Origin of the sequence: Rhodoferax sp. (assembly GCF_039922535.1) — a bacterium.
Lineage (GTDB): Bacteria > Pseudomonadota > Gammaproteobacteria > Burkholderiales > Burkholderiaceae_C > Rhodoferax_B.
The window spans coordinates 1-12,156 of the sequence record NZ_JBDTEM010000510.1; the positions used below are offsets into that span (position 1 = coordinate 1).

General features: G+C 57.3%; 12 protein-coding genes and 1 pseudogene. 6 read left to right on the forward strand and 7 right to left on the reverse strand.

Features of this window, described 5'->3' with window-relative positions; all coding sequences use genetic code 11:
• Positions 1–186 precede the first annotated feature (186 nt).
• From ABI213_RS23755 to ABI213_RS23775, 5 genes are read right to left on the reverse strand one after another with little or no spacing between them, the layout of a single operon-like run.
• On the reverse strand, positions 187–1,233 hold the full coding sequence (locus ABI213_RS23755) for an ABC transporter substrate-binding protein (RefSeq protein WP_348014681.1): 1,047 nt from the start codon (positions 1,231–1,233) through the stop codon (positions 187–189).
• Between the two features lie 41 nt (positions 1,234–1,274).
• A complete protein-coding gene (locus ABI213_RS23760) occupies positions 1,275–2,435 on the reverse strand; it encodes an ABC transporter ATP-binding protein (RefSeq protein ID WP_348014680.1) in 1,161 nt (386 codons plus the stop codon).
• Between the two features lie 36 nt (positions 2,436–2,471).
• Positions 2,472–3,023: a VOC family protein gene (locus ABI213_RS23765; RefSeq protein WP_348014679.1), complete on the reverse strand. Its 552-nt coding sequence runs from the start codon at positions 3,021–3,023 to the stop codon at positions 2,472–2,474.
• The gene (locus ABI213_RS23770) at positions 3,013–3,390 is read right to left on the reverse strand and encodes an NIPSNAP family protein (RefSeq protein ID WP_348014678.1); all 378 of its coding nucleotides are present in this window, start codon (positions 3,388–3,390) and stop codon (positions 3,013–3,015) included. Before ABI213_RS23770 ends, ABI213_RS23765 begins: the two co-directional genes overlap by 11 nt.
• Positions 3,391–3,392: 2 nt before the next feature.
• Positions 3,393–4,373 (reverse strand): fumarylacetoacetate hydrolase family protein, encoded by a 981-nt coding sequence (locus tag ABI213_RS23775; protein WP_348014677.1) that lies wholly within the window; start codon positions 4,371–4,373, stop codon positions 3,393–3,395.
• A 278-nt stretch (positions 4,374–4,651) separates the two neighbouring features.
• Here ABI213_RS23775 and ABI213_RS23780 point away from each other — a divergent pair, with 278 nt between their 5' ends.
• Complete coding sequence (locus ABI213_RS23780; protein WP_348014676.1) at positions 4,652–5,437, forward strand: IclR family transcriptional regulator; 786 nt, start codon at positions 4,652–4,654, stop codon at positions 5,435–5,437.
• Between the two features lie 33 nt (positions 5,438–5,470).
• On the opposite strand, the gene ABI213_RS23785 is transcribed toward ABI213_RS23780, so the two are convergent.
• Positions 5,471–6,376 carry a LysR family transcriptional regulator gene (locus ABI213_RS23785; protein WP_348014675.1) on the reverse strand — a complete coding sequence of 302 codons (906 nt, stop codon included), beginning with the start codon at positions 6,374–6,376 and terminating at the stop codon, positions 5,471–5,473.
• Between the two features lie 129 nt (positions 6,377–6,505).
• Between ABI213_RS23785 and ABI213_RS23790 the strand changes: the two genes are divergently transcribed.
• Together ABI213_RS23790 and ygiD are read left to right on the forward strand one after the other, a co-directional pair.
• A complete protein-coding gene (locus ABI213_RS23790; protein ID WP_348014674.1) occupies positions 6,506–7,615 on the forward strand; it encodes an extracellular solute-binding protein in 1,110 nt (369 codons plus the stop codon).
• A gap of 20 nt (positions 7,616–7,635) precedes the next feature.
• Complete coding sequence (ygiD, locus tag ABI213_RS23795; RefSeq protein ID WP_348014673.1) at positions 7,636–8,505, forward strand: 4,5-DOPA dioxygenase extradiol; 870 nt, start codon at positions 7,636–7,638, stop codon at positions 8,503–8,505.
• A gap of 115 nt (positions 8,506–8,620) precedes the next feature.
• Here ygiD and ABI213_RS23800 read toward each other — a convergent pair whose 3' ends face one another.
• A complete protein-coding gene (locus tag ABI213_RS23800; RefSeq protein ID WP_348014672.1) occupies positions 8,621–9,865 on the reverse strand; it encodes a helix-turn-helix domain-containing protein in 1,245 nt (414 codons plus the stop codon).
• Between ABI213_RS23800 and ABI213_RS23805 the strand changes: the two genes are divergently transcribed.
• The 3 genes and pseudogenes from ABI213_RS23805 to ABI213_RS23815 all read left to right on the forward strand — a co-directional run.
• Positions 9,815–11,251, forward strand: coding sequence for an NAD-dependent succinate-semialdehyde dehydrogenase (locus ABI213_RS23805; protein ID WP_348014671.1), 1,437 nt, complete (start codon positions 9,815–9,817; stop codon positions 11,249–11,251). The genes ABI213_RS23800 and ABI213_RS23805 overlap by 51 nt on opposite strands.
• A gap of 18 nt (positions 11,252–11,269) precedes the next feature.
• Positions 11,270–11,944: an HAD-IA family hydrolase gene (locus ABI213_RS23810; protein WP_348028957.1), complete on the forward strand. Its 675-nt coding sequence runs from the start codon at positions 11,270–11,272 to the stop codon at positions 11,942–11,944.
• A gap of 17 nt (positions 11,945–11,961) precedes the next feature.
• Positions 11,962–12,156 (forward strand): annotated as a pseudogene (locus ABI213_RS23815) (aspartate aminotransferase family protein); the annotation flags it as partial.

The following is a 12,156-nucleotide window of genomic DNA, read 5'->3' on the forward strand; positions in this document are numbered from 1 at the left end:
ATGCCCGCCAGTGGCGCAAAAAACACCAATGCGAGGAAGATAAATAGCGGAGCCCATAACAGCACACCGACCTTGCCTCGGGATAGACCAAGCGTGCGAACAGGCGGCGCTGTGGCATGGGATGAAAGTACGGTGGTGCTCATGCGGATTCCAGACAAGGTGCTATGCGGCGGATTACTCAGGCAACTATTTGGCTGCAGCCCAGGTCGCGAACCGCGGCTGGAGTTTGTCGATGCTGTCCAGCCAGAAGTCGGCACTCAAAGGCAAGGCCTGCTTTAGGTTTTCCGGTGCCGATGGCAAGTTCTTCGCAGCCTCCGCCGGGATCATTTCTTGAGCCTTGACGACTCCCACGCCGTAGTTCAGTTTGGCAGGCCATTTGGATTGCACCTCAGGACGGCCAAAAAACTCCAGAAACTTGACTGCATCTGCAGCCTGCTTGGAGCCGCGCAATACCACCCAACTGTCATGGTTCAGCATGGCCCCTTTCCAGACCACCTTGAAGTTACGTTTGTCGGCGGCATTGGCGGCCGGGATACGGCCGTTGTAGGACGTGGTCATGGCGACTTCACCGCTTCCCAACAGTTGCATGGGCTGGTTACCCGAGGTCCACCAGACGATGTAGGGCTTCAGCTGCTCCAGCTTGGCGAACGCGCGATCCACGCCGGCCGGTGTCTTGAGCGTGTCGTAGACCTTGTCCGGGGCCACTCCATCGGCCATTAAGGCAAACTCTAGATTCATCTTCGGGCCCGAACGCATGGCCCGCTTGCCGGGGAATTTCTTCACATCCCAGAAATCGGCCCAACTTTGGGGAGCCGTCTTGAACTTGTCCGCATCGTAGGCAGCCACGATGCTGAAGATATTGGCCGGAACACCGCACTCGCTGAGCATGCCCGGAAAGTAGCGGCTGGCTCCGCCCACTGTGCCCGGCTTGATTTTTTCAAACAAACCTTCTTCACATCCCACCGCCAGTTCGTCAGCTTCTACCTGGACCACGTCCCAGTTATTCGCGTCTCCAGCTTGGACTTTGGCACGCAGTGCACCTACGCCGCCATCCCAGCTGTCTTCCTTCAAGGGAAGCTTGCTAGCCGCCGTAAAAGGTTGGAAAAACACCTCCCGTTGGGCATCCTGAAACACACCACCCCATGACACGACAGTGAGATCACGAGCCCAGGCTGGTGCTGACAGAGCAGCTCCTAGCACCATGGGAAGAGCCAGTTTGACAAAGCTTTTCATATTGCGTCCTTTCAGTTATCGAACATTGATGCCGTAATTGGCTAAGAGATTTCGGTGCTCGGAAACACATGTGCAAGTTCTATCCAGTAGGAAAAGGTGTAGGTCGTGCCCGCGCTGATTTCATGCATGCCAAAGCGTGTGCTAACGCGGACAAATACCTCGCCAATACCCTCGAAAGACACCACCAACTTGGACTGATCTCCGAGAAAGATCACGTCACGGACTAGGCCAGACATAACGTGGCGTCGCGCGTCTTGGGCTGTAGAGGGCGACACATCCAGTTCAATCTGCTCCGGTCGAAGCGCAAACGTCACACGGCTGCCTACGGCAAGTGCCTGGTCGCTACGCGCCACCAAATTACCGCCGCCGGCTGTTTGCAGTCTCACCCTTCCGTCTTGGCACGATGCCACCGTGCACTCGATCAAATTGTTTTCACCGATGAAACCAGCTACAAACCGCGTCTTCGGTGCTTGGTACAGCATTGTGGGAGTGTCAATTTGCTGAATACGGCCCTTGTCAAATACTGCGACCCGGTCCGACATGGTGAGTGCTTCGGACTGGTCATGCGTGACAAACACCATAGTGATGCCCAGTTCGCGGTGTAGCCGTTTAAGCTCCAACTGCATCTGCTCGCGCAGACTCTTGTCCAACGCCCCCAAGGGTTCGTCCAGCACGATCAGACTGGGCTTGAAGATCATGGCCCGGGCCAGCGCGATGCGCTGCTGCTGCCCACCTGACAGTTGGGCTGGGCGGCGTTGTCCTTTGGACCCCAAGTGCACCATCTCCAGTGCTGCATCCACACGTGTGGCGATTTCCGCCTTGGGTACCTTGCGTACCTGCAGAGGAAATGCCAGGTTTTCCGCAATCGTCATATGCGGAAACAAGGCATAGTTCTGGAATACCACACCGATATCCCGTTTATGCGCGGGTACCGTGTCTATGCGGCGCCCCTCCATTTCTATGCTGCCCGAACTGGTGGATTCAAACCCCGCCAGCATCATCAAGGAAGTGGTCTTGCCCGAGCCGGATGGCCCCAGCAGCGTCAGGAACTCGCCTTTGCGAATTTCAACGTTGACATTGTTGACGACGGTTTCCGTGCCATAGGCCTTACACACATTCTTGAAGTGCACGAGCACCGGGGCGTTCGCCGCAGAACCAGATACTGGGTGCGGGGTTGATGCAAAGGCAGGGGTGCTGCGCATGTCGAGATACCGGTTGGAGGAAATGGAATACGGGACTTAAGTCGCCGAACGTTGGTAGCCAGAAGCTGAGCCAAAAACCTCTTGGCGCAAAGACCAATCGTGCGTCTTCTCCCAAGCGGCAAGCACTGCGGGGGCTTCGTCTTCAAAACTTTTCAAGCGGCTGCTATCACAGGTGCGGGCCGTCAGTTCCAGACGATGACCCGATGGGTCAAAGAAGTAAATGGACGTAATGAAATCGTCGTGGTTGGTAGGACCAACCACCTTCAAGCCCTTGGCCTCCAATTGCAGCTTGGCATCCAACAGGGTCGGAATATCAGCCACCTCAAAGGCAAAATGTTGTATCCAGTCGGGAGACTCCAGGTCCTTCATATTCCCTGGGTCCTTGGGACACTCGAAGAAAGCGATATTGCTGCCATCTTCCATCTCAAAGAAGATGTGCACATGCGGGCTGTACTTTCCGGTGGAAGGCACATGGTCCTCACCCATGGCGTGAGAGAACTTCAAGCCCAGCATTTCGGTATAGAAAGTGACGGTTTCGCGCGCATCCTTGCAACGGAAAGCTGCGTGGTGAAGTTTTTTACAAAGCATGTTGTTTCTCCTGAAGTTCCTGATGGGTAATGGCAGTGGTTGAAAGCGGCTGCCACGTTACGGAAAAGAATGGGGCTGGGGTCAAAATCTGCGATTCCTGTCGTACAAGCAGCGGCAGCATCTTCTGCACATACAACTTGAACTGACTGTTATCTAGTAGTGCCGCACGGCGCTCCTGGCGCTCCAGCAGAGTCGTATAAGCCCACAAATGCACCACCTGGTTGAGCTCACCCAACTCCGTCCTGTAGTAACCCACCATGCGCCCCAGAATGCGCTGCTGTATTGCCAAGCCCTCCGCCTCGTATAGGGCCAGGTATTCACGTGCCTTGCCCGGATGGGTTGTGTAGGTGCGTTGTTCAACCAACATGTTCAAACCTTGGCAATTGCCTGCTCAATCGCGCCAAAAATGGATACTCCCTGGGCATCCAGCATTTCAATGCGCACGATGTCGCCAAAGCGCATCCATGGCATGCTTGCCTCGCCGTGCTCCAGCTCCTGGTGGATGCGGGCTTCAGCAATGCAACCAAAGCCGCCAGACTCATCTTGGTTGGTCACGGTGCCTGCGCCAATGATGGTGCCGGCACAGAGTGCACGGGTACGTGCCGCATGGGCTATCAGTTGCGGGTAATTGAAGAACATATCCTTGCCCGCGTTGGGCTGGCCCATGCGCTGGCCGTTGATCGCCGAAATCAATGGCAAGCTGAGCTTATTGCCATCCCAGGCATCGCCTAGCTCGTCTAGCGTGACGGCGACTGGCGAAAACGCGCTAGTAGGCTTGGCTTGCAAAAACCCAAATCCCTTGGGCAACTCAGTCTTGGTCAGCGCGCGCAGCGTGTAGTCATTGAGCAGCATCACCAGCTTGATGTGTGCGGATGCATCTTCTACCCGCACACCCATGGGTACGTCATCCACCACCACTGCAATCTCAGCTTCGTAGTCAATTTCCAAGTCATCACTGGGCAAACGCATCGGGTCGGTGGGGCCATCAAACGCATGCGACAAGCCCTGGTACATCAGAGGTTCGGTCTTGTAGTTGGGTGGCATGGCAACACCGCGCGCCTTACGGGCCTTTTCCATGTGGTGCAAATAAACAGAGCCATCAAGAAACTGAAAACTGCGTGGCAGGGGACTGGCCAGTTGGTGCACATCCATGGCAAAAGCCTGGACGCAATGCCCTGCTTGCAAATCTGCATACACCTGCGCCAACGCGGTACTGCAGACAGACCAGCGCTCCAGCGCCTGCTGTAGCGTGGCTGCAATATGCGGTACCGTCACGCAGCGCGACAAATCGGCTGAAACTACGACCAGGGTACCGTCGCGCCCACCTGTTTTGAGACTTGCTAATTTCATTTTCTGGCTTTCTTTGTTGCGTATCCGTAGATATGTGACCCTTACAGCACCTTGGCTGTGTGAATCTTTCATGACGCAATGATGCCGCAGCAAGCTCATCTTCAAACAAAATAGTCCATTAAATGGACATTGAATTTCGCCCTATATATTGTCCCTTATTTGGTGCAAAATTCCCTTAATAGTGCATCAAACCTATGTTTTGCACCAAATTTTCATCAATCATATTTTCACGTGTATGCTCATAAACATCCATTGAATGAACATTTGAAAATACCCTTATGACTGAAGCCGAAGGCCCGCTACACCGGGCCATGTCCCTGCTGCGTGTCCTGGCCTCACATAGCCGCAAAGGCGTTGCCTTGTCCCAGCTAACAGCTAGCAGCGGACTACCTCATCCCACGGTGCACCGCTTGTTGAATCAGCTCATCGATGAGCGGTTGGTGTATCGCAACCCGGACACGCGCCGCTACAGCTTGGGCACCCTGGCTTTTGAGCTAGGCGTGGCAGCGGCCCAGCAATTTGATATCCGTGGAACGTGCCGCCCCGTGCTGACGCGGCTGGCTATGGAGACGGGCGACACCGCCTACTTGGTAGTGCGCAGCGGTGACGAAGCCGTGTGCATTGACCGCCAGGAGGGCCATGCCCCCATTCGTGTGATGACCCTGGAGGTTGGAAGTCGGCGGCTATTGGGCGTGGGTGCTGGTGGTCTTGCTATTCTTTCCGCAATGCAGAAGACAGAATGCGCAGCCTATGTAGACAGCTACCATGAGCGACTAGAAGCAGAAAACAAGTTGCCCAAGACCATACTGCTGAAATCCATCGCCGATGCACAAAGCAATGGATTTTCCCTGATCAAAAACCGGATTACGCTAGGCACGACCGCTATAGGTTGCCACATCCGCGACTCATTGGGCAACCCAATTGCAGCTGTCAGCATTGCGGCCATAAATGAACGACTCGACGCACATAACACCCGCCTCGCCTCAGGAGAAGTGGTTGCCGCTGCAAAGGCGATCGAGGATAGTTTAAGGAGCTTTGGAAGCCGCACTTCTTTAAAGTTATGAGGGCCATCCTTGCGTAATTGTTGCTAGCAGTATCTACACCCCAGCATCCCAGTAGGGAGTGCTGAAGTGCTCGGCCAGCAGGTCGATGAAGGTGCGTAACTTGGCTGATAGGTAGCGGCGGTTCAAGTACACCACGTATAGGGACAGCTCTTCTTGTGGGTAATCGGGCAGCACGGAAATCAAGCTGCCATTGCGCAGTCCTTCGCCGACTAGAAAGGTCGGTTCTGACGAGATGCCCACATCGGCGGCCGCTGCCGCCAATGCTAGGTCACCGTTATTACTGTATAGAACCGGGCGTATGGGGTAATTGCGGGGGCCATCAGGGCCGCATAGTGTCCAGGCATCACCCACCTCAGAGTAGGCGTAGCCAATGGCGCGGTGCTTTTGCAGATCTTCCGGTGTGCGTGGCAAGCCGTAGCGTCGGGCATAGCCGGGCGAGCACACCAGCATGACGCGCACAGCGCACAGGCGACGTGCGATCAGATTGGGGGTGGGCTGAACGCCTATGCGCAACGCCATATCAAAGCCGGATTCAGCTAGCTCCACCATCTGGTCGCTGAGCTGCAGATTCAGCCGTACATCGGGGTAACGCGCAGCATAGGTGCCGACTACTGCGCCCAGGTGCCGCGTACCAAACGATACCGGTGCACTCACGCGCAGTTGACCCCGAGGTGTCAGCGCCAATTGGCCGACCTGGGACTCGGCCTCATCCAGCTCGTCTAGTAGGTTTTTGCAGCGCTCCAAGTAGTCGTTGCCTCCGTCAGTCAGGCTCAGGTGGCGCGTACTGCGGTGTAGCAGGCGTGCCCCAAGGTAGCGCTCCAGATGGGCCACATGGCGGCTAGCCATGGCCGACGAGAGCTGCAATTGATCGGCCGCAGCGACAAAGCTGCCGGCTTCGGCGACGCGACGGAATACCCGCATGCTTAGTAAGGTGTCCATAGTGCCGTGGAGATCGAAGGGTAAATGATTATGTACTAACGTGCAATAAAGACTGCAATGAAGCGCTATTTATCTTATATGGATACGGAAATACCATGGCGCACCTCAATGAACCAACAAGGAATTTTGATGCACCGCAAGACTTTTATCCAGGCCGCCGCCCTCGCGTTTGGGTGCCTGGCTGCGAGCAGCAGCTTTGCCGCTACCGCCGTGGAAAGCAGAGGCCTGAAGGCCCTGCATCAGGCCGCCCTGGCCGAGGGCGGTACGCTGGTGGTGTATGCCGGTGGCGATACCGCCGGCCAGCAGGATGGCTTCAAGGCCGCGTTTGAAAAGCAGTTCCCCGGAATGACGCTTAACGTGGTGGTGGACTACAGCAAGTTCCACAATGCCCGGCTGGATTACCAGTTCAGCCAGAACCAAGTGAAGGCCGATCTGGTGATGCTGCAAACCCTGCAGGATTTCCCGCGCTGGAAGGCCGAGGGCCGCCTGCTGAACTACAAGCCGGCTGGCTGGAATGCGGTCTACCCTGATTTCAAAGACAAGGACGGCGCCTATGTGGGCGTGTTTGTGGACGCCTTCTCCAACGTGTTCAACACCCGGCAACTGAGCCCGGCGCAGATCCCCACAGAGATGCGTGACTACCTGAAGCCCGAGCTGAAGGGCAAGATCGTCACCACCTACCCGAACGATGACGACGCCGTGCTGTACTGGTTCAAGCTGGCGGTGGACAAATACGGCTGGGACTTTGTGCAGCAGTTCAAGGCACAGAACAGCTACTTTGTGCGCGGCACGCAAGCGCCGGCCGACGACGTAGAAGCGGGCAAGGCTGCCGCCACCTTCTCCACCGACGGTGGCCTGGTGGCGGACGCCAGCGCCCAATCGCGCTTCGTGCTGCCCAAGGCCGACCCGTTTGTGTCCTGGGCCCAACGCGCTGCTATCCTGCGCCAGGCACCGCACCCGGCTGCGGCCAAGCTGTATCTGAACTGGTTGCTGGACAAGAACACGCAGCAAAACGTCTGGTATATGTGGTCCAGCCGCACCGATGTGCCGGCACCAGCCGGTTACAAACCAATCTGGCAATACGCCAATACCGATGTGAACGGCTTTGAGAAATTCATGCGCAACCGTGAAGCCGTGGAACTGTTCCGCCAGCAAATCACTCTGCACCTGGGCGAGGTGAAGGGCGAGCCGTCGCCGGGCTATCCTGGCCTGCTGCCAACCCAGGCACTGCCGCACTGAGCACTCTCACACCACACACGATGACCCGCAGACATTTCTTCCATACGGCCATGGCCTTGATTGCCGCCCACCCCCTGGCCCAGGCCGCCGGCCCATTGGCAACTGGGCCCGCCCGCGGCCGCATGCCGGTGCTGTTCATAGGCCATGGCTCGCCCATGAATGCGCTGCGCAACACCCCGTTCACGCGGCACCTGGGCGCACTGGGGCGCGAGCTGCCGCGTCCACGAGCGATTCTGGTAGTGTCGGCCCACTGGGCCGCCGAGCAGCCCTTGCTGAGCGCAGTAGCCCGGCCGGAAACCATTTACGACTTTGGCGGTTTCCCCACCGCTTTGTACGGGGTGCGCTACCCCAGCCCCGGCCAGCCCGCTCTTGCGCAACAGGTGGCCCGTCAGCTGAAGGCTGCCGGCGGCGGCCTGGACATGCAGCGTGGCCTGGACCACGGTGCTTGGACGGTGCTGCACCATATGTACCCGCAGGCCGATATTCCGGTGATTCAGCTGGCAATGTCAACCCGCCTGCGCATGGACGAACACGTGGCCCTGGGCACCGAGTTGCGTGCGCTGCGTGAAGAGGGCGTGCTGGTGCTGGCCAGCGGCAATATAGTGCACAACCTGCGCCTGACCGACGAGACCCCTGGCGTACAAGCCTATGACTGGGCCCTTGAGTTCGATAGCCTGGTGAAGACCGCACTGCTGCAGCGCGATATGCCCAGCCTGCTGGCGCAGGACGCCCGCAAGCACTCGCTGTGGCACAAGGCCCACCCGAGTATTGAGCATTATGTGCCCCTGCTCTATGCTCTGGGTGCGGCGAACGAGAACGACGCCATCAGCTTCCCCTACACCGGTTTTGAAGAGGCTAGTTTGTCGATGCGCTCGGTGCGCTTTGGATAAATTTTTTTTTAGCTTGCCAACATTCGGCAGATTTCGCAGGAAAGATAACCCGACGCTACTGGAGACCAGACAACAGCATACTGAAGCCGGTTTAACCGACACTCTGCCCAGACTATCAATCTATTTGGACCTCACTCCGTCGCGCGTTCAGGGTTGCAGACGGCAGCTCGCCGAACTGCCGTTTATAGTCCAGTGAGAACTGACTCATATGCCAAAAACCCCATCGGGCGGCGGCATCGTTCACATTGAGATAAGTGTCCGCCTTCAAGTCGCGGCGCACTCCATTTAGGCGTACTGCGCGTAGATATTTCACTGGATTAGTGCCCAGCACGTCGTTAAAGCAGTAGTTCAGTTTGCGCCGACTTGCACCAACCTGGCTGCAAAGCTGCAAGATTGTTAGAGGTTCACGGGTATGCGAGAGCATGATTTCACAAGCCCGATCTACAACGCGTTTGCGCGCGGCCACACTCTTCAGCTCCATAGTTCCGACATCAGGCGGAATTGCTTCAATCCAATCAATCAGTAGAGCGTCACGCAACTGTAATAACGCAGCAGACCCGAGCATTTGCGGCGTACATACCGCGTCCAGGGTCGCCATATGCAGCCCACGTACGGCCTGGGCCATGACCGGGGTGGCAGGCGCCGCCATCTGCTGCTCCAACCAAGCAGCCATGGGTTTCTGGTACATGCGCTCCCAAAGAGTGTTGAGCAGATCCGCATTCACCACGATACCAATCATGCCGAACTGCGCCGGCGTGCACAGGTCCAAATCCTCACCACGCCCTAGCATGATGGCGTGGTGGTTTAAGCGCTGGCCGTTGAAGAACACCTCCTGCTGCGGGTCCAAGGCCATCGCAAAACCGTAATTTCCACGGCCCAAATAGCCACGCTGGCGCATGGCCTGGTTGGTCTGCTCCAGCACCAGGCGCAAGCCAGGTAGCTGCGCTTGGCGCACCAAACCATGGAATGTACCGTTGGAAAGCTGGTCATAGCGCAGACCCCACTCAGGCTGGGAAGCCGCCAACACATCCACATCATCCGTCTCTACGCGCTGCTGCCAGGCATCACCTGAAGCGATATGGAATGGAGTGGACAGTGCAAGCATCGAAAGGGTACGCATCAGGAAGTGGAGCAAAGAAGGAAAACAACGACGCAAATTTGGTGCCACGCGGTCAAGGGCCAGACCCACCCCCAATCGTGCGCATTTTTGATAACGGGATGGGCCTGCATTCTCTGAAACTTGGCACACCAGCCCGGCAATCAATGTCGGCCATGTACTTTGAATATTTGCAGAGAAGGCGCTCAGACCATGTCGTATCCCGTCATCCAGTTGCTCATCAACGGCGAATGGATCAGCCATACCACCGCAGGCCAGCAATCGATTTTCAACCCAGCCGATGGATCGCTGCTAGGGTCTTTCCCTATCGCCGGCGAAGCAGAGCTGCAAGCTGCACAAGATGCAGCGGACCATGGATTCAAGCGCTGGTCCCGCACTCTGGCGGTAGACCGTTTTCGCACTATTGGCCAAGCCACACAACTGCTGCGCGCACGGGCGCCACAGATTGCGCGCATTCTGACGCAGGAGCAAGGCAAGCCCCTTGCAGAAGCGCTGCGCGAGGTCATGCTGGCGGCGGACATCATCGACTTCCTGAACGAGGAAGGCAAACGCCTGGCCAGCCGAGGCGTACCGCCACGCCTTGTTAACGTGCTCACACAAACGGTAACGCGAGTCCCTGTTGGTCCGGTTGCCGCTTTCACGCCATGGAACTTCCCGGTCAATCTGCCAGCTCGCAAGCTGGGCGCAGCCCTGAGCGCAGGCTGCAGCGTGATCCTCAAACCCGACGAAGCGGTGCCTGGCGCCGCGATGGAACTGGTGCGCTGCTTCCAGGACGCAGGCCTTCCTGCGGGCGTACTTAATATGGTGTTGGGTAATCCCGCGCAAATTTCCTCCACCCTGATTGCCTCCAAGGTGATTGCAAAAATCTCCTTCACCGGCTCCGTACCGGTGGGCAAATTGCTGGGCGAACAGGCGGCACGGCACATGAAACGCTATACCGCCGAGCTAGGCGGGCATGCCCCCGTGATTGTGTGCGCAGATGCAGATGGTTCCGATGTTGCCAAACTGGCGGTTCCCGCCAAGTTCCGCAATGCGGGCCAGGTGTGCGCTTCACCGATACGCTTTTTGGTGCACCGCTCCCAAATAGATGCATTCCGCACCGGACTGGTGGCTGGTGCGCTTGCTTTGAAAGTCGGAAATGGGTTGGACGACGGCGTGCAATACGGCCCGCTGATTGCGGAGCGTCGGGTCAACGAAATGCAGAGCATCGTGGACGACGCACTGGCCCACGGCGCCCGCGTGCTGTGTGGTGGCCATCGCTTGGATCGCCCTGGCTTCTTCTACGCGCCTACCGTGTTGGAAGACGCGCCCCTGAGCGCGCGGGTACAGACCCAAGAGCCGTTTGGTCCGATCGCTGTACTGGATGTCTTTGACGACCTGGGCGATGCCATCGCACGCGCCAATGCCCTGCCCTATGGCCTGGCCGCGTATGCATTTACCCAGAACCTGGCCACGGCACACCGCCTGGGCCAAGAACTAGAAGCCGGCATGGTTGGCATTAACCACTTTGGCGTGTCCCAACCAGAGACACCTTTTGGTGGATTAAAGGAAAGTGGCCTGGGCCAGGAAAGCGGCCTGGAAGGCCTGCTGGGATACACCGAAGTCAAACTGATCAGCGTAGCCGGCTGAGCACGCAGAAAGATAGCCATGCAAACCAAAACAGAACTGGCACAAGTGCGCCCGAAAGCCCTGCTGTTGGACTTCGGCAGTGTGATTAGCGTATCGGTTTTCGAACGGCACCGTGAAACCGAAGCCCTATTAGGTCTGCCCGAAGGCAGCCTGGGCTGGATGGGTCCCATAGCCCCCGAGACGGACGCCTTGTGGCAATCCATGCAGCGCGACGAAATCACCGAACGCAATTACTGGGAAGCACGTGCCCGCGAACTCGGCGAAGCCGTAGGAGAACCGGGTTGGGACGTCCTAACGATGCTGACGCGCGTACGCCAAACCGACCCGAATGCCGTGGTGCGCCCAGCTATGAAGCAATTGATTCTGCAGGCCCGCAACAAGGGCATTCGCGTTGGCATCCTGACCAACGAGCTGGAGCTGTTCTATGGCAAAGAATTTTTGTCACGTATGGACATCCTCGGTGAGATGGAAATGATCGTGGATGCCACCCACAACCTCATCCTGAAACCCGACCCACGCTCCTACGCCATGGCTATTGAAGCACTGGCATTGCGACCAGAAAACATTTTGTTTGTGGACGACCAGTTCCGCAACATCGCGGGCGGTGTCAATGCTGGCTTGCAAACCCAATATTTCGATTTGCGCGACATCGCTGGCAACACTGCCGCAATCGCTGCACGTCTTTGTCTTTGAAATTGGAAGGAACCACTATGAGCAAGATGACTACTGCCGAACTCAAGGCAGCCAACGCCCAGTACCTCTGGCACCCTATGGCCCATCCTAAGGCTATGCAGCAAACCCCGCCCGACATCATTGCACGCGGCGAAGGCAGCTGGATATGGGATATAGACGGACACAAAATGATCGATGGCGTGGGCGGACTCTGGAGCGCCAACCTCGGCTTT